Source organism: Mucilaginibacter achroorhodeus, assembly GCF_007846095.1.
Classification (GTDB): Bacteria; Bacteroidota; Bacteroidia; order Sphingobacteriales; family Sphingobacteriaceae; genus Mucilaginibacter; species Mucilaginibacter achroorhodeus.
The window spans coordinates 111,525-133,392 of record NZ_VOEI01000001.1 but is presented as its reverse complement, the minus strand read 5'-3'; the positions used below and the strand labels follow the sequence as shown (position 1 = coordinate 133,392).

Genomic DNA, 21,868 nt, shown 5'->3' with positions numbered 1-21,868 from the left:
TTAGTGATTAGGTATTTGATTCGACAAGAAAATTGATCTCTAATCACTAAAAAAAGTCCGGCTCCAACCGGACTTTTTTGTAACCACCATATAACATTTGTTGCTATTATTGAGTTATATAGCATCTGCTTTTGATGATGAAATTAAACCGGACACTTATTGCTGTAATTGTTGCCATAAGCGCTTTTATTACTGCCTGTAAAAAGGGGGATGATAGCACAGGTATAAGACAAACAACAACCGTTAACCTGGTAAATGCTACGGTGGACACGGTAAATGTTTACGTGAACGGCAGCAGGGTTAATACCACAAACTTTTTGTATCCATTAGGTTCTTCCGGGCCTATCAATACATTGGTTGGCCTGCAAAATTACCAGGCACGCAAGGCTGGCCGGCCCGATGTGCTTTTTAATGTACCCTTAGCTTTAGATAGTGGCAAACGCTATTCTTTTTATATAGCCGGTAATTCGGCCGAACAGGCTTTTGCATTTGTAGATACATTAAGCAGTGCTGCAAAAGACACCTTATTGGTACGCGTTGCGCATACCTCTCCAAGTGTGGGGAATGTAGACGTTACTGTGGGTGATACCCTGGCTTTCACAAATATCAGCTTTAAATCTATTTCCCCTTATTTCGCAACAGGATCGGGCAGTCGCAGGCATATACGAATTTATAAAGCAGGTATCGCGCATAGCGCGGCTTCGTTGATAAGTGACGACATTTGGCTTTTAACGCCAAGGCGGGCATATACAATATTCCTGAGAAGTAATTTAACTACCAGCCCAACAACTAACGCAACTGGGCTTACCCTTAACGATAACTAACAGGCATGGCAAATAAAAACAAAAGCAGTTTAATGGTTTACCTGCTCCTATGTGTGGTAGGTGTTATGGTGCTTCCGTTGCTAAGCTCGTGCGGTAAAGAAAACGGTGTTTCAAGTTCAAATAACAATGCACGGTTTATCATTGCTAACCTAAGTCCGGATGTACAACCGATAAAATTATATACACGGTTTACTCCACAAAGTAGCGCCGTTTACAGTTATCCAAGCATTTCAAGTTATAGCTTAATAAATGTGGCTGATACGCCACTTCAAATACGTAATGTACAATCTGCTACCAACCTTAATCCCACCAACCTGCTTACTTTAAACCGTAGTTTAGTAAGAGGCGTCCCATTTACCCTGTTTATAATGGGTTTAAAGGTTGATAGTTCACTAACGTATGTTCTGACTGCTGACACTACCTCAGAGCCGGCAAATGGCAGGGGGAAAATAAGGTTTGTTAATGGCATCTTCAATATACCATCAGGACTTAACCTCACACTGAATGATACGGCTGCATTTAAACAGATCCCATTTAAGGGCACAACTAAGTTTGTTGAGGTAACGGCCGGCAGTTACAACATCAATATCGTGGCAAGTAACAATCCCACACAAGCTATCAGGACGCTTACAAATTTTACCATCCTTGATGGTAAGTCGTATACTATTTTTAGCTACGGCCGCTCAAGCAGCACGTCTGATACCGCTTCCTACGGTATCAATACCATTTTAAACACGTTGCCGGTAAATACAACTTATTAATTGGCTTACAGCTTTATCTTTATATTTTTGCACCAAAATTTTAAGCTTTGGAAGTAATACACAGCATCATCGATTTTATCCTGCATATTGATAAACATCTCTCGCAGATCATCAGCCAATACCAAAGCTGGACCTACCTCATCCTCTTTGTAATTATATTTGCAGAGACTGGTTTTGTGGTAACCCCATTCCTTCCCGGCGATTCGTTGCTGTTTGCTGCAGGTGCTTTAATAGCCGGTGGCGCAACAGGCATGGATGTTAATCTGCTTTGCATTATTTTAATAATTGCCGCAGTTTTAGGCAATACTGTTAATTATTTGTTAGGTAAATACCTGGGTGCCCGTGTGTTTAAAGAAGAAAACAAAATACTTAAGCTAAGCTACTATTTAAAAACCAAGGCCTTCTTTGATAAGCATGGTGGCAAGGCCGTTATTTTTAGCCGTTTTGTGCCGATCATACGCACCATTGCACCGTTTGTTGCAGGGGTAGGGCATATGCCATTTGGCCGTTACACCGTTTACAATATTGCGGGAGGCGTTTGCTGGGTAATCATCTTCTTGTATGGTGGTTACCTGTTTGGTAATGTAGATATCATCAAAAAGAATTTCTCGCTGGTGGCTATCATCATCATCCTGGTATCATTGCTTCCGCCGATATTTGCTTACATCAAAAGCAGGGTTAGCAAACCGGAGAAAGTGAATGCGGAATAAGCACTAAGGTTTGATGGCCACCTTACCTGCTTTATACAAAGCTTCCTCATTGTCAATTTTCAGCCTTTCATCTTTGCTTAGAGGCTTTTGAATTAATTTATTCAAGTCTGGTTGGCCTGCATCAACCCAGGCTGAAAACCAAAAGCTGCCAACGCTGAGTATGGATGCCCTCATCTGCCGCTGCACCATTCCGCGTAACAATTTGTGATAGGCCCTGCTGTAAGCAACCGAGTAAACTTTTACTTTTCTGTTGCCGCGCTGCTCTATTACATACTTCTGCAACGGCGGGAAGGTTTTATTCAGCATGCGCTCCACGCGCAGTACCGTATCAACTTTTTTGTACGAATTGATGCAGATCCTGAAGGCTTCTGCCAGTGGGTTACTGATGTATTTGGCCTTGCCCACATTGTAATGGTATCCATTGGCAAAAAGTTCGGGCAAGCGGCTTTCCCATAACCCGTGAATACCTTGCTGATTAGTTAGCTGCCCATCGTAATTTTCCGTTAAATGTAAGGGTGTATGCGCGTCTGAAAGGTAATGTGCCAGGTTAGCCGAGGTGATCAATATGCCGGTGGTATCATGTGCCTTAAAAGCTTTTACCAGCCAGTAATAATTACTGGTGATGGTCCAGGGAACGGTGCCATATTTATTCAGGGTATCTGATGAGTATTTGGCTGCGGCATCTATCCAATGCTGTGGCATTACTTTGAAAGGTTGCTTACCATAATGGTCGGCGTCAAAGAAATGATGGGGTATTTCCGATGAATCTACATACCGCTTTCTATCGGCGCTGACAGCATGCTCGGTTATAAATTCGATGTTCGCTTTATAGAAGCCAGCCATTCCCTTTGGTAGCGTAAAAACAGCCAACCGGTTAATGCGATAATGAGCAAAAAATCCCCATGAGCAGCAGGTAGTAATAATTAGGATGCAGGAGAGGAAGGTTAAAATAAGGCGCCTCATGTTTGGGTGAAAATAGGGCATTTTAATTTAATGAGAGAAGTAAGCGGACGAGATTAATTCAATGGCGCACTAATCATTGCTCACGGGCTATGCTAAGGTGCTTTCAAAGCCGGTCAATTCGCCAATTCTTTAAATTCCAGTTCAGATATTCGCATAACGCTTACATGCACTAATTCTTAATTCAATGTTAAAAACTATCCAATAAAATCCATAAAAACTATTGCATATAAAAAAATCTGTGAGTATATTTGCAGCCTTAAAAAGAATAACAAGCTACAATGGCAAATCATAAATCATCAATTAAAAGAATCAGGGCAAATGCTGCGAAGCGTCTGCGTAACAGGTATCAGGCTAAAACAACCAGAAACGCTGTTAAGAAATTAAGAAGTGCAACTACTAAAGCTGATGCTACTCCGCTTTTGTCTAAAGTAATTTCTATGCTTGACCGTTTGGCTAAAAAGAACGTTATTCACAAAAACAAAGCTTCAAACAATAAATCGAAGCTTACTAAATTTGTAAACGGCTTAAGCTAATAGCTTAATAAACAATATTAAGAAGGGATGGTACGCAAGTGCTATCCCTTTTTTGTTTACTCACCCCGACATCGCTGACGCTTGTCGACCCTCTCTACGCCGCGCGCAAAGAGGGTAAAAAAGAAGATATCGATGTAGCTCACCCTATTTGCGCAGCAGAGAGGGTCGCGAACTAAGTGTCACGGGGTGAGTCATCTTTTAAATATTTCTCTTACTTTAGTCTTCTAACCTTTACCCACTTGCAAGACTATCAAAACAAAATAAGCATAAAATCCTGGGCCGAAGAAGACCGCCCGCGCGAGAAACTGAGCGGGCAAGGCCGCCGTGCGCTTACCGATGCAGAGCTCATTGCAATCCTGATAGGTAGCGGAAGTCGTACTGAAACGGCTGTGGAGCTAAGCAAACGCATACTGCTCCATTACAATAACGATCTTAATAAACTTGGTAAGGCTTCCATAAACGAACTGTGCAAATTTAAAGGTATCGGCGAAGCAAAAGCTATCTCTATCATTGCGGCGCTTGAGCTTGGCCGCAGGCGCGACAATAGCGAAACGCCCGTGCCCGATGAAGTTAAATGCAGCCGGGATGGTTATAACATCATGCGCCGCCACCTGCGCGATCTTAACCACGAGGAGTTTTGGCTGATGCTTATCGGGCGGTCATCTAAAGTTATTGCTAAAGAACTGGTTAGCAAAGGCGGCCTTAGCGGTACCGTTGCCGACCCAAAGATAATCTTCCACATGGCTTTGCAGCACCAGGCCAGTGCTATCATTATGGTTCATAACCATCCATCTGGAAATTTAAAGCCGAGTCAGGAAGACCTGAAATTAACTAAGAAAATCGTAGAAGCAGGTCGGTTGCTGGATATAAATGTGCTGGATCATTTGATCCTGACAGATAACGGTTACTTCAGTTTTGGGGATGAGGGGCTGATCTAAGTCAAAAAGAAACTTCTTAAGAGGATAGGTCTCCAATATTATTGGTTATAGTTGGTTCGATATCAAAGGTTATCATTTGGTTTTTGCTTTGAATATTAGTGCCTTTTAAAAAGTTGTTCTCTGTTACTATTACACTGGATCTGAACCAGCAATCAAAAAAATCAACGCGATCATTAAATACATTTCCTTTGATAATAACTGGGTAGTTTGGTTGATTATGTCCTCCGGATTCAAAGCTTAAATTTTGGTCGAATACGCAGTTTTCAATTGTCAGTCCGTTTAAAAAATATGCGTATCGAAATTGGCATGATTTGAAATGAGTGTTTATAAGTTTCATCGGCGCCGCAAATTCAACACCTTCCGCTAAAAATGATTCTACAATACAATTAAAGAAGCTTAGTTCCTTAACAGAGTTTACAAATGAAATATCTATATTTCCCTGTACATATGTATCAACTATAGGGATACCCTCATTTATCAAATCGATAGCCCGCAAAGCGGAAATGTTGTGCGTAGGTTGAGCATTTAACATACCTTCTAAAATAGGAAGTAAATTCAAACAACGCCATACTCCTTCGCGTTCTATTCGTGTAAACTAAAACAAACTACCATGACAACTCAACCGGAAGAACAAGACGATATGCTGCAACAGGATGATCAGTTAAGCCAAACTGAGAATGAAGAGCAAATGAGCCAGCAGGATATTCATAGCAATGGCTTTGATGATACCAATGAAGATATCGGCGAAATAGACGAAACCGACCAGGCCAATCAGGCTTATGATGCTTCTGAGCCATCTTACACGTTGAATGTGGATGGTGATGATAAGCTTTAAGTATTTCCAACAAAATAGTCCACGCGTCATTGCGAGGTACGAAGCAATCTCTACATAGGTAGGTACGCCCTGTAAAGTCTGGAGATAGCATCGTACCTCGCAATGGCGCTTTTTGTTTATATACGGTTCAATACAAAGTTCTATCTTTGCCCTTGCAATGAAAATTTCATACAACTGGCTTAAAGAGTTTATTGATACTGAAAAATCTCCGGAGGAGATATCAAAAATATTAACCGGCACGGGGCTTGAGGTTGAAAGCCTTGAGAAGGTGCAGGCCATAGCCGGGGGCTTAGAGGGCCTGGTGATAGGCTACGTTAAAGAAACTACCCAACACCCCAATGCCGATAGGCTAAAGGTTACCAAAGTTGATGTTGGTACAGGCGAAGACCTCCAAATTGTTTGCGGAGCAAGCAATGTTGCTGCAGGTCAAAAGGTGGTTGTAGCAACCGTAGGTACCATGGTACACCCAACAACTGGCGAACCTTTTAAGATCAACAAATCAAAAATACGCGGAGAAGTATCTGAAGGCATGATATGTGCTGAAGATGAAATTGGCCTTGGCCACAGCCATGAAGGCATTATGGTGCTTGATGCCGATGTGCCTGTGGGCAAACTTGCCAAAGAGCACTTCAACGTTCAGGACGATTATATGTACGAGATAGGCCTCACGCCTAACCGTGCAGATGCAGCATCGCACCTGGGTACTGCACGCGATATAGCAGCCTTCCTTAAAATTGCCGTTAAAAAGCCCGATGTATCTGCATTTAAAGTTGATAATAACAACCTGAATATTGAAGTGGTGGTAGAGAACGAACAGGCAATTCCGCGTTACTCTGGGGTTACCATTTCAGGTATAGAGGTTAAAGAATCTCCGGATTGGTTAAAGCAGCGTTTAGCGGTTATCGGCGTGCGTTCCATAAATAATGTAGTGGATGTTACTAACTACGTACTGCACGAGTTAGGGCAGCCGCTGCACGCATTTGATGCCGCTACTATTGCAGGCGGCAAAGTGATCGTTAAAAACGTTGCTGAAGGGACAGTTTTTAAAACGTTGGATGATGTGGACAGGAAATTATCGGCCGATGACCTGATGATCTGCAATGCTGATGAGCCGATGTGCATAGCCGGTGTTTTTGGTGGTGCAAAGTCGGGCGTTACAGAGAGTACAAAAGCCATTTTCCTGGAGAGTGCTTATTTCAATTCGGTATCGGTACGTAAAACCGCCAAACGTCACGGGTTAAAAACCGATGCATCTTTCCGTTTTGAACGTGGTACCGACCCCGATATGACAGTGTTTGCATTAAAACGCGCAGCATTGCTGATACAGCAAGTGGCAGGCGGACAGGTATCATCAGAAATTTTTGACCATTACCCGGCACCGGTTGCACCGTTTGATGTTGAGGTAACTTACAAAAATATCGACCGTTTGATCGGCAAAGCTATCGGTAACGATACTATCAAAAGCATTTTGACCTCGCTTGATATCGAGATCGTTAACGAAACAGCGGAAGGCTTATCGCTTAAAGTACCGCCTTACCGCGTGGACGTTACCCGCGAGGTAGACGTGATAGAGGAGATATTGCGCCTTTATGGCTATAACAATATTGAGATCCCAACGCAGATCCGTGCGTCGTTAAATACCTCGCAGCGCCCTGAAAAAGATACCGTACAAAACGCTATCTCAGACATGCTGAGCGCCAATGGCTTCAACGAGATGCTGGCCAACTCCCTAACCAAACTGGCATATTCTGATAAACCGGAGAGTGCCGTTAAAATAGTGAACCCGCTAAGCAGCGATCTGGATGCTATGCGCCAAACACTGCTTTTCTCTGGTCTGGAAGCTATCGCCTACAACCAAAACCGCAAAAGCCCCGACTTAAAGTTCTACGAGTTTGGAAAGGTTTATTCAATCAAAGAGGATAAATACGTTGAGAACCAGCGTTTTTCAATATTTATTACAGGTAACGATACCGCCGAGCAGTGGAACCAAAAGCAAACGCAGGTATCGTTTTATAACCTTAAGGCTATTGTTGATGGTATTTTGCAACGCCTAAAGATCACTGATTACTCGGTTGAAGATGCTACCTGCAGCAAGCTGGCTTATGGCCTCCAATATACGCTTAATGGCAAACAACTGGTTAAATTTGGTGCGGTTGCAAAAGATGCGCTGAAGAAAGTTGACCTGGATAAAGAAGTTTTCTACGCCGATTTCAACTTCGATGTTGTATTGAATGCGGTGCGCAAGAACGTTATAGTTTACCAGGAAGTATCTAAATTTCCTGCCGTGCGCCGCGATCTAAGCATGTTGGTTGATACAGCAGTAACGTTTGGTCAATTAAAACAGATCGCCCAACGTGCGGATAAAAAGCTCCTGAAAGAGATCAGTGTGTTCGACGTTTACCAGGGCGACAAGTTACCGGCCGGTAAAAAATCTTATGCGTTAAGCTTTATTCTGCAAGACACTGAAAAAACTTTGACTGACAAAGCCATCGACGCCATCATGCAGAAAATTATTTATAATTTAGGCAAAGAAGTAGGAGCGGAGATAAGGAAATAGAGGTTAGAGATTGGCGATTAGAGATTAGTTAATTTAATTGTTAATAGCTATGAAGTCATTCACCGACCTTGAAGTCTGGAAAAAATCGAGAATGTTAAGGAATAACGTTTCAGTATTAACCAAGTCTTTTCCCTCGGAAGAAAAATATAGATTGACTGATCAGATTGTTAGATCTTCGAGGTCGATAGGTAATAATATCGCTGAGGGCCATGGTAGGTATCATTTTGCAGATTCATCTAAATTTTTGCTTAATGCCCGTGGCTCAGCGATAGAAACCATAGACCATTTAGTGATAGCGCTCGATGAAAATTATATTAAGGAAGAAACGTTTAATAAGTACAAAGAAGATTGTGAGGAGTGCATAAAGATGATAAATGGTTATATCAAATATTTGAGAAATCAATCATTATTATCAAAAGCAAATTAACCAGGCAACTAATCTCTAATCTTTGATCTCTAATCTTTAATGAACATAGCTGACCAACTAAGTAACGTAGTAGAAAAAACTGAAAGGCTGATAGAGCTTTGCGCTGCCTTGCAGGAGGAGAATGATCTCCTTAAGCTGGAGAGCGAAGCGTTGAATGTTGCCCTTAAGGCCAGTACCAACAAGACCAAAGAACTGGAGGAGAAGCTTCGTGTATTGAAGTTGGCAAAGTCGTTTTCAGAAACAAATGAAAAAAGTGTTGACATTAAGCAAAAAATTAACGACTTTGTGCAGGAAATAGATAAGTGTATTGTGTTGCTTAAAAAGTAATACAGAAAGTGAAAAGCTCAAATGGGAGAAATCTCAATAAAAATAAATATTGCTGACAGAGTTTACCCGCTAAAGGTAAACATGGAAGAGGAAGAGATTATTAGAAGGGCAGCAAAGCTGATTAACGACCGTATAAAAGAATACCAGGAAAATTATGCGGTAAGGGATAAACAGGATCTTTTATCAATGTGTGTGCTGCATTACGCAACATCATCGTTAAAAGCAGATAAAAAGGTAAGCACGGAAGATACCGAGGTTGCCGAAAAGGTTTATCAGTTAGATCATTTGCTAAACAACTTTTTTTCTAAACAATAACGTTCTTTTTTTAAGTTAAGAGTATAGAGTTTAAAGTCAAAAGCCACGCAGGCTTTGAATTTTTACTTTTGATTTTTGACTTAGCATACGAGCATTTTAAGATTTAACCGCAGTTAAATTTTAAGTTTTCACTATTAAAAACTTAACGCTTCAATATCTCCGGATCAAAAAGGAGGCATGCGTTGATCGTGTATTTTAACGGTAACCCGTGATCCGACACATCCGACAAGAAGTTTTAACAATACATGAACACTTAGAAGTTTAGTTGCGGTTTTTTTATTTTATAACCTTAAAAAAGAATGAACAGTGTATTATATGTAATTATAGGGGTGCTGTGCGGTGTCCCCACAGGGATCGTCATAGGGCGTTTCCTGCTGCGCAAATTGTTTAAAGACCAGGAAGTAGCAGCCCAAAATAAGGTAAAGAAAATATTGAAGGATGCTGAGAACAATGCGGAGATCTTGAAAAAGAACCGTTTGTTAGAAGCAAAAGAGAAGTTCCTGCAGTTGAAAGCCGAGCACGAACAGGAAGTGAATGCCAAAAACAATACGCTTAACCAGCGCGAGAATGGCATCAAACAAAAAGAACAATCGTACAACCAAAAACTGGAAAACCTTAATCGTAAGGAGACTGAGTTGGATGGTATTCGCAAAAAGTTGGAAACCCAAACTGATATTGTTGTAAAGAAGCAGGAAGAGGTTGAACATCTTAAGAATCAGCACGTAGCTCAATTGGAAACCATTGCAGGTTTAAGCGCGGAAGATGCCAAAAACCAATTGGTTGATAACCTGCGCGAGGAAGCGCGCAGCAAGGCAATGGCGCAGATTAAAGATATTGTTGACGAAGCTAAACTTACTGCTAATAAAGAGGCTAAAAAGATAGTAATTCAAACCATACAGCGTACAGCTACGGAGGCCGCCATCGAGAATACGGTATCTATCTTCAACATCGAGAATGATGAGATAAAAGGCCGTATCATAGGTCGCGAGGGTAGAAACATTCGTGCGCTTGAGGCTGCTACCGGTATTGAGATCATTGTTGACGATACACCTGAGGCTATTATCCTTTCGGGCTTTGATCCGGTTCGTCGCGAGATTGCCCGTTTGGCTATGCACCGTTTGGTGACGGACGGACGTATCCACCCGGCACGTATTGAGGAAGTGGTTGCCAAAACCAAAAAGCAAATAGAAGAAGAAATTGTAGAGATCGGCGAGCGTACTGTTATCGACTTAGGTATTAACGGCCTTCACCCTGAGCTGATCCGTATGGTTGGCCGTATGCGTTACCGTTCATCATACGGGCAAAACCTGTTGCAGCATTCGCGCGAGGTGGCTAACTTCTGTGCTACCATGGCGGCAGAATTAGGCCTTAACGTGAAACTGGCAAAACGCGCTGGTTTGTTACACGATATTGGTAAAGTGCCGGATGACAATCCTGAACTTCCTCACGCAATTTTGGGTATGCAGTTGGCCGAAAAATATAAAGAACACCCTGAAGTTTGCAACGCCATTGGTGCTCACCATGATGAGGTAGAGATGACGTCTATGTTATCACCTATCATTCAGGTTTGTGACGCTATCTCAGGCGCAAGGCCGGGTGCACGCCGCGAGGTGGTAGAAAGTTACATCAAGCGCTTAAAGGAGCTTGAGGACTTAGCTTTATCATACCCTGGTGTAGAAAAAACATTTGCTATACAGGCAGGCCGCGAGCTGCGCGTTGTGGTAGAGAGCGAGAAGATATCAGATGCACAGTCAGAAGTATTGGCAGCTGATATTTCAAACCGCATCCAAACCGAAATGACCTACCCAGGTCAGATAAAGGTTACCGTTATCCGCGAGACCCGTTCAGTGGCATTCGCAAAATAATTTTAATAGCTTTGCACAAGCCCTCTCTGTAAACGGGGAGGGCTTTTTTGTTTTTAAAACATGGGTAAACAGCACCACAAATATTCTACCCCCGCCAAACCAAAGCAGGAAGACCTGCGCCCCGTTGAACTCATTTTTGCCCGATTGGATGCCAGTCATCAAAACCCTACCAACCTGCTGCTGCATTATATTTGCGTTCCGCTGATGGTGTTAGGGATATTGGGTATGGCATGGGCAATGCCTTTTCCTGAGATCGGCTTTTTAAAGGCGTACCAGGGTTACTTTAATTGGGCGTCTTTTGTTATCGCCGTTGCGGTTTATTACTACCTTAAGCAGTCGCCAATGCTATCGTATCTGATGCTGTTCCTGATGTTTGGATTTAGCTATCTCATTATTCAGTTTGAGACTTGGGAAAAAGCCGGTGGTCCGCCTTTAGGCTTAATAAGCGTAGGGGTTTTGATGTTATCGTTAGTGGGCCAGTACATAGGCGGCAAAATAGAAGGCAAAGAGCAATCTTTTAACGATGATAGTAAGCTGTTTTATGTTACTCCGCTATGGGTGATGTACCGTTTAGCAAGGAAGATCAAGCTGAAGTATTAAAAAAAATATTACAGCCTGCGCAATTGCCTCCAAAAGGAGGGAGTTTTTAATCTTTAAAACCCAAACTTCTCCTTCATCCCCAGCAAACCCCAAACACCACCGGTGTGGATAGTCAATATTTTGCTGCCCGGAGAAAAGTAGTCTTTAGATGCCAGATCATATAAAGCGTAAAGCATTTTGCCTGTGTACACAGGGTCTATCAGGATGCCGGTCTCTGCAATAAATTTTTTGATGAATTCGATCAGTTCCGGCGTGGTTTTGCCGTAGCCGCCAAAATGGTAATCGGTATGCATGAGGTAATCAGCAAAAGAGGTTAGCATCCTGTCGATATCTTCTTTTAAGAAATCGCCGCCTTTTAAGGCCGGTACGCCATTGAAAATTGTTGGCAGCCTATGAGTGGTTAAGCCATTTATAATGCCTGCTGCGGTTGTTCCTGTACCGCAGGCGCAAAAAATATGGTGGTAGGTTTCAGGTAACTCGTCTATCAGTTCGGCAACGCCCTGGGCACCTTCTGTTGAGGCTCCACCTTCATCTATGAAGAAAGCATCGAGATCATCCATAAAATGTTTACCAAACAAAGCCTGCTTACCGCGGTAGCTGTCTCTATCAGTAAAAATGAGTTCCATGCCGTGCAGGCGGCACATAAAAAGAGTATCGTTACTCACTTCTTCACCTCTTACAAAGCCCGTGGCTTTAAAGCCAAACTTAGCGGCGGCGGTTGCCGTAGCCATTAAATGGTTCGAATAAGCCCCGCCAAATGTGACCAGATGGCTTTTACACTGCCTGTTCGCCTCTTGTAGGGTGTATTTAAGCTTGCGCCACTTATTGCCGGATATGATTGGGTGTATCAGATCATCCCGTTTGATATAAACCTGCAGCCCCTTATCCGCAAAAAGCTGGTTATGCAGTGGCTGCACGGGGCTATATATATCCAGGCTGATATCCATACTGCAAACTTATAAAGTTATCCTGATTTACCTTACTTTTGCCGCATGACGGACGATAACCTGATTATTGATAGTGAGGAGCAGGACCTGTACGAACACCTGCGTATTGTGGTTGATAAAGGGCAATCGTTACTGCGTATTGATAAATTTTTGATGCACCGTGTTGAAAATGCATCGCGCAACCGTATACAAACCGCTATTGAGGCTGATAACGTGTTGGTTAATGATAAACCAATCAAAGCCAGCTATAAGGTAAAACCCGGCGATATAATTTCCGTGGTATTACCACATCCGCCCCGCGATACGGAAGTTTATCCGGAGAATATTCCTTTAGATATTATTTACGAGGATGACGATGTACTGGTTGTAAATAAACCTGCCGGGTTAGTGGTGCATCCTGGGTATAACAACTACACCGGTACGTTGGTAAACGGTTTGGTCTACCACTTTCAGCAACTGCCTACTTTACCGGGTAATGATGGCCGCCCCGGGCTGGTACACCGCATTGATAAAGATACCAGCGGCTTGCTGCTCATCAGCAAGAACGAGCGCAGTATGAACTACCTGGCCAAGCAGTTTTTTGACCATACCATCAACCGCCGCTACCTGGCGCTGGTATGGGGCGACATTGCCGAAGACGGCACAGTAACCGGTTATATTGGCCGCAGCATTAACGATAGGCGCGTAATGTCTATCTATGATGATCCTGAGAAAGGTAAATGGGCAGTAACGCATTACAAGGTTTTAGAGCGTATGGGGTATGTTACGCTGATAGAATGCAAACTGGAAACCGGCCGCACCCACCAGATCCGTGCGCATATGAAACACATTGGCCACCCGCTGTTTAGTGATGCCATGTATGGCGGCGACAAAATACTGAAAGGAACAGTGTTTAATAAATACCGCCAGTTTGTAGACAACTGTTTTGAGGTAATGCCGAGGCAGGCATTGCACGCGCAGTCGCTTGGGTTTGTGCATCCGTCGAAAAAAACGAACATCTATTTTGAAGCACCCCTACCTGCCGATTTTGAGGGTGTGCTGGAGAAATGGCGCAAATATGCAGGTGCTGAAAAAGAAGTTTAACACGGTGCGAACAAAAGATAAAATCAGCCGTTTCTGAAAGCAAATATTCCCACGAGAAGTAATTTTTTCTGTTAAAAAGTGTTCATATAAATAAAGTTGTCAAACAGTTCTAATTCCGCAACCCGAGTACCTATGCCGGTTTTGATAAATTTTAACGGAGAATTGATACCCGAGGACAGTAAGTTGTTTACAGTTGCTAACCGCTCTTTTAGATACGGCGACGGTCTTTTCGAAAGTATGCGTGTCATGAAGGGTAAGCTCAACTTCCCTGAGCTGCATGCAGATCGTTTACAAAAGGGCATGAAGGCCCTAAAAATAGATGGCTATTCGCAAGCGGACACCTGGTTCTTGAAAGAGAAAGTACATGAGCTCGCGCGCCGTAATAAGATAAAACATGGTCGTGCACGTTTAACAGTTTTCCGTGATGCTGAAGGCTTGTATACGCCATCGCAAAACAAAATGGCCTATTGCCTGGAGATCCAACCTCTGGATGAGCCACGCTATTACTTAAACGATAAAGGCCTGATAATGGATGTTTACAGCGAGTTGAAGAAGCCTTTTAACTACTTGTCTAACATCAAAACATGTAATTCGCTGCTCTACGTAATGGCCGGGCTATTTAAACAACAGAACCGTTTGGATGATATTTTTCTGCTTAACGATAGTAGCAATTTATGCGAGGCTGGCAGCTCAAACATATTTGTATGGTATCAAAGCCACTTATACACACCCGCTTTAAGCGAAGGCTGCGTTGAGGGCGTAATGCGCCGGGTAGTGATACAACTTGCGCGGGACAATAACATCCCGGTAATGGAAGCACAGATCAATGCAGAGATATTGAACGAGGCTGACGAAGTTTTCCTAACCAATGCAACCAAAGGGATACAATGGGTAATGGGCTACGGCGTTAAACGCTATTTTAACCGCATCAGTAAAGCGCTGATTGATGAATTGAATAAGTTGTAAGAAAGAAGGGGCGGAAATCGTCATGCCGAATTTATTTCGGCATCTCACACGCTAAGATTGTGCTGTAAATTAATGTCAGTCTGCTCATCGCCGCAGAGGCTACTTCTTTTGTCTTGATACAAAAGAAGCAAAAGATCAAGTCAGCAAAGATGCTTCTTTGCGCTCACAGCCTCTCCCGCGCAAATCGGGCAGAACCACGGGCTGCAAAATCTTCCCGCCACTTCGTTCGCACATAGCCATAGCTTCAGGCAAGTATTGCTATGCCCTTACCGCGCACAGGCCACCATCTTTCTGCCCGATTTCGCCCGAAGCTTTTTTGCTGACGGAGTGGAGAAAAGAAATAGGGTTAAGATTATTCTTTTAGTTTAGATAGTTTCCACAACACTGGCTTTTATACCTTCCAGTATGCCATTCCAAAGGTTAATGCGGGCTTGCAGGGCCTGCTCAACAGCAATGGTTGCTTCCTGCCATTTGGTGTCGTCGGTACCGCAAAGTTCGGCGGTCATTTCATAGGCAAGGTTAGAGTGATGGTCGCCGTCAACCTCAATGTGGCGCTCCAGGTAGTACACAAAAATATCAAGCTTGCCTGCGGTTTCACTATTCAGCTTTTTTACAATGCTGGTGAATATACCCGGGATCAGGTCTTCCCTGCCGAAAGTAAATACGGCAGCCTGTAAATAACTTTGGGCATTGTTTACCACGTCAAAAGTATGTTCAATAAACATTCGCGCAGCTTCCGGCATATCAGCACTTTTCAACGCTTTTTTAATATCGGCCTGCATGCTTAATTCCTTAAACAACGATACGATGCCAGCTGCATTTGAGCCGGCTTGCTGCATGGCATTCAGGTACAGCTCAAAATGGCTGGTACGGTTGCCGTGCTGGTCAACATCGCTTTCTTCGCCGGTGACAATTTCGTTGATGAGGTAACGTGTATTGGCGTTACCAACCGGCATCCAGGGCAGGGTAGTGCAGGTAAGGTTACGTTGCAGAACTTTTAACAACGACATAAAATCCCAAACCGCAAAAACGTGGTGCTGCATAAAAAGATGCAATTCATCAAGCGTGTTAATGTGGTCATACAACGGGTGATTGATCAATTGCTGGCGTAGCGGCGCTATCTGTTGCTTTAATGCTGAAATGCGTTGATTTTGTTCTGTCATTGCCTTATTACTGGAATGTAAAAGTACGGTTATTAATATTTTATCGCCGAACAGTTTGTACTTTATGACGTTAAATTGATAACCATAACAGTTGTAAAATGCCCATGCAAATACACCCGCCGGATGGAGGATTGATATATACCGAGACCGATCTCCACCACTTTTTCCCGGAACCTTTTAACATGGTATCGTCAGCCCTGTTTTTAATACCGGGTATTTATTGGTTGATAAAATTGAAAGGATTTGACAGGCGATATGCTTTTTTAAGTGTGGCTACCTGGTTACTTCTCATTGGCTGCATTGGAAGTACCACCTACCATGGCTTGCGGCGCTGGCCGGTTTTCATTATGATGGATTGGCTACCGATTGCCATACTGTGTCTTATCTCAAGCGTATATTTTTGGATAAAATTCAGCGGGAAAAATTATATAGGCATAATAGCACTCGTGGTTTTTCTTGGGCTAACCTTCGGTATCAGGCGGTTTTTACCAAAATACGATATTCAGTTAACGATCAGCCTAAACTACACCATTATGGTGCTCATGATAGTTTTACCACTGATGTTGTTGCTTTGGAAAACGCGCTGGCAAAACAGTTGGCTGGTTTTTGCCGCGCTCATATCATTTGGTTTCGCAATAGGTTTCAGAGTGTATGACAAATACACCTCGTTAAGCATTGGTACCCACTTTTTGTGGCATACGTTTGGGGCAATAGCCACATCACTTATGTTTGTGTTTATTTATAGGGTGAGTAAGTTGCTCGTTAAGCCATAGCAGCTGTTGGATAGTCCCTACGGGACAAAAAAAGCTTGGTTGTTTGTAGCAACAAAGCCGTTGTCCCTATGGGATAGGGACTGTCTTTTTCAAAATTTAGAATTTCAGGGTTGTCTCGTTATTGATTACCCTTTTGTAGAAAATTACAAAGCGGTTATCACTATGGGACAGGGACTTTGTCTTTTTCAGCCACGTCGCTGATGTTTGTGTTTATTTACAGGGTGAGTAAGTTGAAAGTTAAGGCATAGCCATCGTTGGGTAGTCCCTACGGGACAAAAAAATATTTTACTTATGATTCTACAAAGCGGTAGTCCCTATGGGACAGGGACTTTCGTCTTTTTCAAGTCAATGTAGAATTTCAGGGTTGTCTCGTTATTGAATACCCTTTTGTAGAAAATCATAAAGCGGTTGTTCCTAAGGGATGGGGACTTTCGTCTTTTCAAATCAATATAAAATTTCCGGGTTGCCTCGTTATTGATTATCCTTTTGTAGAAATTACAAAGCTGTTGTTCCTATGGGTTGGTAACTTTTATATTCAAATCAATATAGCGTTTCGTGAATGCCTCGTTAGAGGCTACCGCTTTGTAGAGAAATACCGAAGTGAATTTTTGCTCCATAGGAGCTACCCCTAAAGAATTAAATAGGCTCCTTAAAGATATATCGCTCATCGTAAGATACACCAAAGTTGTCAAGCAGCTTAATGTATTCCTCTAAGAAAGTAACCTTTTTATGATGTTCCTGCTGATTGATAATGTATTTAACTACATTGTCTATTTGTGATTTACTATAGCTGAAAGCGCCGTAGCCTTCCTGCCATTGAAACTTAGAAGATGTCAATCTTTCTTTGTTGATCCATTCGGACGAATCACCTTTTACCAATCGCATCAAATCAGAAATTGATTGCGCCGGATTTAGACCGATAAGCATGTGAACATGATCTGGCATGTGATTGATGCAAAGCATTTTATGCCCGTTATTCTGTACTGTTGCAGTAATGTACAATCTTAAACGTTCTGCCCATGCATCGCTTAATAGAGCATGTCGATTTTTAACGGCAAATACGATATGGATGTAAAGCTGTGAGTAAGTATTACTCATAACCTACAACCTCACACCACGTAAAAACTCCTCAATGCTCATTCGCTTTTTGCCCTCGAGTTGTACATCGGTTACGCTGATGAAACCATCTTTGGTGGCAAATTTTAAGTTGTTTTTATGATTGGTGACAAAGCCGCCTGCCGATATACCCGGCTCACCTTGTTCATAGCTGGCATTGTAGATCTTCAGCACTTTATCGTTTAACATGGTATATGCTACCGGCGATGGACTTAAGCCACGGATAAGATTATACACCTGCTCTGCCGGTTGGTTAAAATCTATCCGGCAATCATCTTTGAAAATCTTAGGGGCATGTTTCAGATCAATACCTGCCGCCAATTGCTCTTGTGGATGCTCGTTGTACTTGTTACTTTCAACCGCTTTAACAGTTTTTACCAATAAGCCTGCGCCTTTATTCATGAGCCGATCATGCAGTTCGCCTGCTGTTTCAGAGCCGGTAAGCGTTACCTTTTCGGTAAATAGCACATCACCGGTATCTATGTCATGTTTCAGAAAAAAAGTAGTTACCCCGGTTTCTTTTTCGCCGTTGATGATTACCCAGTTGATTGGTGCCGCACCTCGGTATTGCGGTAACAATGAAGCGTGCAGATTTATGGTGCCTTTAGGCGGCATATTCCAAACCACCTCTGGCAGCATCCTAAAGGCTACTACTACCTGCAAGTCAGCTTTCAGTGTTTTTAAGTCTGCAATAAATTCAGAGCTTTTCAGTTTTTCGGGCTGCAACACTTTTAAGCCGTTGGCTACCGCATATTGTTTCACAGCAGATTCGCTTACCTTTTGTCCGCGGCCTGCAGGTTTATCTGGAGCTGTAACCACGCCAACAAGATCACAGCCAGCGGTAAGTAAAGCATCTAAGGAAGCAACGGCGAAGGCAGGTGTGCCCATAAAAACAATTCTCATATCAAGTAGTGTTTGGCTTAGTTGTATAGTAAGTATTTACTGCGTGTAGCTTTAAATTTAATTAAACCAGGCTCCCAGGTTTGGCGTATCTCCGCTTCGGTCTTCCCATCGGTTATCTGCTTTCTCAGCTCGGCATTGCCGGCCAACTTATTAAAGTAGGCCGTGAAGAAATGCTCTTTATCCGGGTAGATCTTGTACATATCAATTATCCAGGCCAAGTTAAGTTTTCCGCTTTTGCGGATGGTTTGCATATTGTAATTTTTGAGGTCGAGGCCGTAGCAAACAGTATCTTTTAATGGCGGGTTATCGCTCATGCCGGGTATGCTCACAGGCTTAAATGAAAAATCATATTTATCCTTCAGTTTTGGGCTGCCTATTACCTGGAACGGGAATAATGTGCCACGGCCGAGGCTTAGCTTTGTACCCTCAAAAAAGCAAATATGCGGATAAAGTAAAATGGATTGCTGTGTGTTTAAATTAGGCGACGGATTTACAGGTAATGTGTAATCCATGTTGCGGTTATAGTTGCCTGCCTTAACTATTTTTAGCTTGCACTGTACTTTGTTTTTCAACCAGCCCTCGCCATTTATCATCTGGGCATATTCGGCAATCGTCATTCCATGGAGAATGGGGATCGGGTGCATGCCTACAAACGATCTGAATTTTGCTGTGTCTAATATCGGGCCGTCAACGTAAACTCCGTTTGGGTTTGGCCGGTCTAAAATCATCAATTCGATATTGTTTTCGGCGCAGGCCTCCATCACATAATGCAGGGTAGAGATGTAGGTGTAAAAGCGAGTACCCACATCCTGTACATCAAATATTATCAGGTCAATACCGGCAAGGTCTTCCTTGGTTGGCTTAAAGTGTTTGCCATACAGGGATATAGCGGGCAGACCTGTAACCGGGTCTTTTGTAGAACTAACCGTAGCGCCATCGCTTGCGTTACCCCTAAAGCCATGTTCGGGACCGTAGATCTTTTTTACATCTACACCTAATTTGATCAGGCTGTCTATCAGCGGTTTTTTATTGCTGCCGATAATGGATGTCTGGTTGATAAGCATACCTACCTTACGGCCTTTCAAATAGGGCAGGTAAAGCTCGGTACGGTCGGCCGCGGGTAGTATGGGGTAGGTAATCTTTTTAACGCTTGTTGCTTCGCTTTTGCCGGGGGTATTTTTTACCTGTGCAAAATCGTCGCAACTGCAGGTGAGCATGGTAGCAGTTATCAGGAGCGTGTATATTTTTATGCCTTTCATAGCTGATTTTTAAAGCAAATTTAATGGCAGTATGTTACGTGTAAAAACGCATCTTTGCGAAGGTACAAAAACATTCTACATTGAATTTCGCCGCATTTATATCAAACCGCATAACTTTTAAAAGTAAACGCACATTCTCAAAGCTCATTGTGCGTATTGCCATTATCGGCATTATGCTGGGCCTTGGTGTAATGATACTTTCTATTGCGATTATCCGTGGTTTTAAACAAGAAATACGGGAAAAGGTTAGGGGTTTTGCAGGCGATATGCAAGTGGTTAAAACTGACAACAATGTATCTTATGAGCGGTCGGCATTTGTTGATAGCGCTTTATACGTAAAGGGTATCAAGTCGGTTGATCTGGTTAGCGATGTGCACGCTTACGCAACCAAACCCGGCATCATCAAAGCAAATAACGAGATAGAAGGCGTTATCTTAAAAGGTGTAGATAGCACCTACAACTGGAATTTTTTAAAAAGTAACCTGGTGGCCGGCAAGGTGATGAACTTTGCAGACTCTGCCGAAGCGATGAAACAGATCATGATTTCGCAAACTACCGCCAATCGCCTCAAACTTAAAGCAGGCGACGACTTGTGGATGTATTTTGTGCAGGAGCCCGTGCGCAAGCGTAAACTGAAAATTGTGGGCGTATTTGATGTAGGGGTAGAGGAAGTAGATAAAACCTTCGTGATAGGGGATCTTAACCTGGTGCGCCGCCTTAATAACTGGACAAAAGGGGAGATTGGCGGTTACGAAGTTCGACTTAAGAATTTTGGCGACATTGCCGTTGCTGCAGAAGCCGTTGAGAGTCGCATACCTATCACGCTTAAATCTTACACTGTTTTAGACAACTATCCAACCATATTTGAGTGGCTGAACATGCTTGATGTTAACACCGTGGTGATGCTGGTATTGATGACTATTGTGGCAGTGATCAATATGATATCTGCCCTACTCATCATGATATTGGAGCGTACATCAATGATAGGTATGTTTAAGGCCATGGGTGCATCAAACTGGCTTATTCAAAAAGTGTTTTTACATAATGCTGCCTGGTTGATAGGTTTGGGTTTGCTCCTGGGCAATGCGTTCGGCGTTGGTTTGGCACTTTTCCAGGAAAGTACCCATTTCTTAAAGCTCGACCAATCGTCTTACTACATGACGTTCATCCCTATACAATTGCGGTGGATGGATGTGATTCTGCTTAATGCGGGTACATTGGTTATTTGCCTGCTGGTGTTGATCATCCCATCAACGCTGGTTACACGCATTACACCGGTTAAGGCAATACGGTTTAAGTGATTTAAAATACTTTGAAGCCTACTCCAAACCTGAAAACGTTGGTATAAGCACCTCGTGGACCGGCAACCGATGTTCCATCGCCGTGGTCAGTAAAGCCATGGGCGTAGCTTGCATTTAAGCTGATCCTATCATAATGCACAGCAAATCCTGCCTTAGCACGTATATCCGTTTTTAGGTTATCGAACCTGTATTCAACTTTATACTGTTGTCCATTTTCATTTTTAACAAAGCCTTCGATGTTTGAAACCAACTGAAAACCGGCCTCCGCACCTACTAAAGCATCTAAACTCATTTTGCCGAAAGTAAATCTATAACCAACATAAGGATTGGCATTTATGTATTGATTATCCTGATTTACTATGCCGTTTGCATAATATGTATCCCAACTGGCTGATGTTGTATATCTTGTTACCTGTATCTTGCTTCTTAATTGATCGGTACCTGCTTGTAAACCTGCAATAAAGTTATGTTTATTTATTACCTGGACTTGTATAAAGAAGCCGAAGCTGCTACCGTTTTTTGTACCATATGGGTTAGCAAGGCGGTTAAAAGGGGTGCTACTAACTGATGTTGTACCAGCGGACCCAGATCCGGAGAAATGCATCAGCGTTCTGTAAGCACCAAAGGAAAATTCTGTTTGTTGAGCAAGGGTTGTCAGATAAAAAAAGGACAATACGAGTGATGATAAAATTCTTTTCATGT

At 42.8% G+C, this 21,868-nt stretch carries 24 protein-coding genes; 16 read left to right on the top strand and 8 right to left on the bottom strand.

From position 1 onward, the window contains the following. Positions 1-134: 134 nt before the first annotated feature. From FPZ42_RS00655 to FPZ42_RS00645, 3 genes are read left to right on the top strand one after another with little or no spacing between them, the layout of a single operon-like run. On the top strand, positions 135-824 hold the full coding sequence (locus FPZ42_RS00655; RefSeq protein WP_146268574.1) for a DUF4397 domain-containing protein: 690 nt from the start codon (positions 135-137) through the stop codon (positions 822-824). Between the two features lie 5 nt (positions 825-829). Beyond that, the gene (locus FPZ42_RS00650) at positions 830-1,585 is read left to right on the top strand and encodes a DUF4397 domain-containing protein (protein ID WP_146268573.1); all 756 of its coding nucleotides are present in this window, start codon (positions 830-832) and stop codon (positions 1,583-1,585) included. Positions 1,586-1,632: 47 nt separating this feature from the next. Then, entirely contained in the window at positions 1,633-2,295 is a 663-nt protein-coding gene (locus FPZ42_RS00645; protein ID WP_146268572.1) for a DedA family protein, read from the top strand. A gap of 3 nt (positions 2,296-2,298) precedes the next feature. On the opposite strand, the gene FPZ42_RS00640 is transcribed toward FPZ42_RS00645, so the two are convergent. Further along, a complete protein-coding gene (locus tag FPZ42_RS00640) occupies positions 2,299-3,258 on the bottom strand; it encodes a zinc dependent phospholipase C family protein (protein ID WP_146268571.1) in 960 nt (319 codons plus the stop codon). A 278-nt stretch (positions 3,259-3,536) separates the two neighbouring features. Between FPZ42_RS00640 and rpsT the strand changes: the two genes are divergently transcribed. Both rpsT and radC read left to right on the top strand, forming a co-directional pair. Beyond that, complete coding sequence (rpsT, locus tag FPZ42_RS00635) at positions 3,537-3,791, top strand: 30S ribosomal protein S20 (protein WP_146268570.1); 255 nt, start codon at positions 3,537-3,539, stop codon at positions 3,789-3,791. A gap of 239 nt (positions 3,792-4,030) precedes the next feature. Beyond that, positions 4,031-4,729 (top strand): RadC family protein, encoded by a 699-nt coding sequence (radC, locus tag FPZ42_RS00630; protein ID WP_146268569.1) that lies wholly within the window; start codon positions 4,031-4,033, stop codon positions 4,727-4,729. A 16-nt stretch (positions 4,730-4,745) separates the two neighbouring features. Here radC and FPZ42_RS00625 read toward each other — a convergent pair whose 3' ends face one another. Beyond that, the gene (locus tag FPZ42_RS00625; protein ID WP_146268568.1) at positions 4,746-5,288 is read right to left on the bottom strand and encodes a hypothetical protein; all 543 of its coding nucleotides are present in this window, start codon (positions 5,286-5,288) and stop codon (positions 4,746-4,748) included. Between the two features lie 51 nt (positions 5,289-5,339). On the opposite strand from FPZ42_RS00625, the gene FPZ42_RS00620 reads away from it, so the two are divergent. The 7 genes from FPZ42_RS00620 to FPZ42_RS00590 all read left to right on the top strand — a co-directional run bounded on the left by FPZ42_RS00620 (position 5,340) and on the right by FPZ42_RS00590 (position 11,655). After that, on the top strand, positions 5,340-5,564 hold the full coding sequence (locus tag FPZ42_RS00620) for a hypothetical protein (protein WP_146268567.1): 225 nt from the start codon (positions 5,340-5,342) through the stop codon (positions 5,562-5,564). Positions 5,565-5,721: 157 nt separating this feature from the next. Then, on the top strand, positions 5,722-8,121 hold the full coding sequence (pheT, locus tag FPZ42_RS00615) for a phenylalanine--tRNA ligase subunit beta (RefSeq protein WP_146268566.1): 2,400 nt from the start codon (positions 5,722-5,724) through the stop codon (positions 8,119-8,121). Between the two features lie 49 nt (positions 8,122-8,170). Beyond that, entirely contained in the window at positions 8,171-8,548 is a 378-nt protein-coding gene (locus FPZ42_RS00610) for a four helix bundle protein (protein ID WP_146268565.1), read from the top strand. 39 nt (positions 8,549-8,587) lie between these two features. Continuing rightward, a complete protein-coding gene (locus tag FPZ42_RS00605; RefSeq protein ID WP_146268564.1) occupies positions 8,588-8,875 on the top strand; it encodes a hypothetical protein in 288 nt (95 codons plus the stop codon). Between the two features lie 21 nt (positions 8,876-8,896). Continuing rightward, complete coding sequence (locus tag FPZ42_RS00600) at positions 8,897-9,190, top strand: cell division protein ZapA (protein WP_146268563.1); 294 nt, start codon at positions 8,897-8,899, stop codon at positions 9,188-9,190. A gap of 299 nt (positions 9,191-9,489) precedes the next feature. Beyond that, positions 9,490-11,055: a ribonuclease Y gene (gene rny / locus FPZ42_RS00595; RefSeq protein WP_146268562.1), complete on the top strand. Its 1,566-nt coding sequence runs from the start codon at positions 9,490-9,492 to the stop codon at positions 11,053-11,055. Positions 11,056-11,115: 60 nt separating this feature from the next. Then, a complete protein-coding gene (locus FPZ42_RS00590) occupies positions 11,116-11,655 on the top strand; it encodes an Mpo1 family 2-hydroxy fatty acid dioxygenase (RefSeq protein ID WP_146268561.1) in 540 nt (179 codons plus the stop codon). A 53-nt stretch (positions 11,656-11,708) separates the two neighbouring features. Here FPZ42_RS00590 and FPZ42_RS00585 read toward each other — a convergent pair whose 3' ends face one another. Beyond that, positions 11,709-12,602 carry a 1-aminocyclopropane-1-carboxylate deaminase/D-cysteine desulfhydrase gene (locus FPZ42_RS00585; RefSeq protein ID WP_146268560.1) on the bottom strand — a complete coding sequence of 298 codons (894 nt, stop codon included), beginning with the start codon at positions 12,600-12,602 and terminating at the stop codon, positions 11,709-11,711. Positions 12,603-12,647: 45 nt separating this feature from the next. Between FPZ42_RS00585 and FPZ42_RS00580 the strand changes: the two genes are divergently transcribed. Further along, positions 12,648-13,685, top strand: coding sequence for an RluA family pseudouridine synthase (locus FPZ42_RS00580; RefSeq protein ID WP_146268559.1), 1,038 nt, complete (start codon positions 12,648-12,650; stop codon positions 13,683-13,685). 132 nt (positions 13,686-13,817) lie between these two features. Next, a complete protein-coding gene (locus FPZ42_RS00575; protein ID WP_146268558.1) occupies positions 13,818-14,651 on the top strand; it encodes an aminotransferase class IV in 834 nt (277 codons plus the stop codon). Between the two features lie 365 nt (positions 14,652-15,016). Here FPZ42_RS00575 and FPZ42_RS00570 read toward each other — a convergent pair whose 3' ends face one another. Continuing rightward, the gene (locus FPZ42_RS00570) at positions 15,017-15,814 is read right to left on the bottom strand and encodes a DUF3050 domain-containing protein (RefSeq protein WP_146268557.1); all 798 of its coding nucleotides are present in this window, start codon (positions 15,812-15,814) and stop codon (positions 15,017-15,019) included. Between the two features lie 98 nt (positions 15,815-15,912). On the opposite strand from FPZ42_RS00570, the gene FPZ42_RS00565 reads away from it, so the two are divergent. Next, on the top strand, positions 15,913-16,587 hold the full coding sequence (locus FPZ42_RS00565; protein WP_146268556.1) for a hypothetical protein: 675 nt from the start codon (positions 15,913-15,915) through the stop codon (positions 16,585-16,587). A 636-nt stretch (positions 16,588-17,223) separates the two neighbouring features. Here the strand turns inward: FPZ42_RS00565 and tnpA are convergent. Genes tnpA through FPZ42_RS00550 form a run of 3 tightly spaced genes read right to left on the bottom strand, consistent with a single transcriptional unit; the run spans position 17,224 to position 19,865 of the window. Beyond that, a complete protein-coding gene (tnpA, locus tag FPZ42_RS00560) occupies positions 17,224-17,685 on the bottom strand; it encodes an IS200/IS605 family transposase (protein ID WP_146268555.1) in 462 nt (153 codons plus the stop codon). 3 nt (positions 17,686-17,688) lie between these two features. Beyond that, on the bottom strand, positions 17,689-18,606 hold the full coding sequence (fmt, locus tag FPZ42_RS00555) for a methionyl-tRNA formyltransferase (RefSeq protein ID WP_146268554.1): 918 nt from the start codon (positions 18,604-18,606) through the stop codon (positions 17,689-17,691). Positions 18,607-18,623: 17 nt separating this feature from the next. Further along, entirely contained in the window at positions 18,624-19,865 is a 1,242-nt protein-coding gene (locus FPZ42_RS00550; protein WP_146268553.1) for an exo-beta-N-acetylmuramidase NamZ family protein, read from the bottom strand. Positions 19,866-19,945: 80 nt separating this feature from the next. On the opposite strand from FPZ42_RS00550, the gene FPZ42_RS00545 reads away from it, so the two are divergent. Then, positions 19,946-21,166: an ABC transporter permease gene (locus FPZ42_RS00545; RefSeq protein WP_146268552.1), complete on the top strand. Its 1,221-nt coding sequence runs from the start codon at positions 19,946-19,948 to the stop codon at positions 21,164-21,166. Position 21,167: 1 nt separating this feature from the next. Here the strand turns inward: FPZ42_RS00545 and FPZ42_RS00540 are convergent, their stop codons facing one another. Further along, complete coding sequence (locus FPZ42_RS00540; RefSeq protein WP_146268551.1) at positions 21,168-21,866, bottom strand: hypothetical protein; 699 nt, start codon at positions 21,864-21,866, stop codon at positions 21,168-21,170. Positions 21,867-21,868: the final 2 nt, after the last annotated feature.

What these genes read in the sequence shown, in the direction of transcription:
- FPZ42_RS00550 (WP_146268553.1), bottom strand. Translation starts at nt 19,865, where the DNA reads ATGAAAGGCATAAAAATATACACGCTCCTGATAACTGCTACCATGCTC.
- FPZ42_RS00540 (WP_146268551.1), bottom strand. Translation starts at nt 21,866, where the DNA reads ATGAAAAGAATTTTATCATCACTCGTATTGTCCTTTTTTTATCTGACA.
- pheT (WP_146268566.1), top strand. Translation starts at nt 5,722, where the DNA reads ATGAAAATTTCATACAACTGGCTTAAAGAGTTTATTGATACTGAAAAA.
- FPZ42_RS00565 (WP_146268556.1), top strand. Translation starts at nt 15,913, where the DNA reads ATGCCCATGCAAATACACCCGCCGGATGGAGGATTGATATATACCGAG.
- FPZ42_RS00570 (WP_146268557.1), bottom strand. Translation starts at nt 15,814, where the DNA reads ATGACAGAACAAAATCAACGCATTTCAGCATTAAAGCAACAGATAGCG.
- FPZ42_RS00655 (WP_146268574.1), top strand. Translation starts at nt 135, where the DNA reads ATGATGAAATTAAACCGGACACTTATTGCTGTAATTGTTGCCATAAGC.
- FPZ42_RS00590 (WP_146268561.1), top strand. Translation starts at nt 11,116, where the DNA reads ATGGGTAAACAGCACCACAAATATTCTACCCCCGCCAAACCAAAGCAG.
- rpsT (WP_146268570.1), top strand. Translation starts at nt 3,537, where the DNA reads ATGGCAAATCATAAATCATCAATTAAAAGAATCAGGGCAAATGCTGCG.
- FPZ42_RS00600 (WP_146268563.1), top strand. Translation starts at nt 8,897, where the DNA reads ATGGGAGAAATCTCAATAAAAATAAATATTGCTGACAGAGTTTACCCG.
- FPZ42_RS00650 (WP_146268573.1), top strand. Translation starts at nt 830, where the DNA reads ATGGCAAATAAAAACAAAAGCAGTTTAATGGTTTACCTGCTCCTATGT.
- rny (WP_146268562.1), top strand. Translation starts at nt 9,490, where the DNA reads ATGAACAGTGTATTATATGTAATTATAGGGGTGCTGTGCGGTGTCCCC.
- FPZ42_RS00620 (WP_146268567.1), top strand. Translation starts at nt 5,340, where the DNA reads ATGACAACTCAACCGGAAGAACAAGACGATATGCTGCAACAGGATGAT.
- FPZ42_RS00580 (WP_146268559.1), top strand. Translation starts at nt 12,648, where the DNA reads ATGACGGACGATAACCTGATTATTGATAGTGAGGAGCAGGACCTGTAC.
- FPZ42_RS00610 (WP_146268565.1), top strand. Translation starts at nt 8,171, where the DNA reads ATGAAGTCATTCACCGACCTTGAAGTCTGGAAAAAATCGAGAATGTTA.
- tnpA (WP_146268555.1), bottom strand. Translation starts at nt 17,685, where the DNA reads ATGAGTAATACTTACTCACAGCTTTACATCCATATCGTATTTGCCGTT.
- FPZ42_RS00585 (WP_146268560.1), bottom strand. Translation starts at nt 12,602, where the DNA reads ATGGATATCAGCCTGGATATATATAGCCCCGTGCAGCCACTGCATAAC.
- FPZ42_RS00575 (WP_146268558.1), top strand. Translation starts at nt 13,818, where the DNA reads ATGCCGGTTTTGATAAATTTTAACGGAGAATTGATACCCGAGGACAGT.
- FPZ42_RS00640 (WP_146268571.1), bottom strand. Translation starts at nt 3,258, where the DNA reads ATGAGGCGCCTTATTTTAACCTTCCTCTCCTGCATCCTAATTATTACT.
- fmt (WP_146268554.1), bottom strand. Translation starts at nt 18,606, where the DNA reads ATGAGAATTGTTTTTATGGGCACACCTGCCTTCGCCGTTGCTTCCTTA.
- FPZ42_RS00605 (WP_146268564.1), top strand. Translation starts at nt 8,588, where the DNA reads ATGAACATAGCTGACCAACTAAGTAACGTAGTAGAAAAAACTGAAAGG.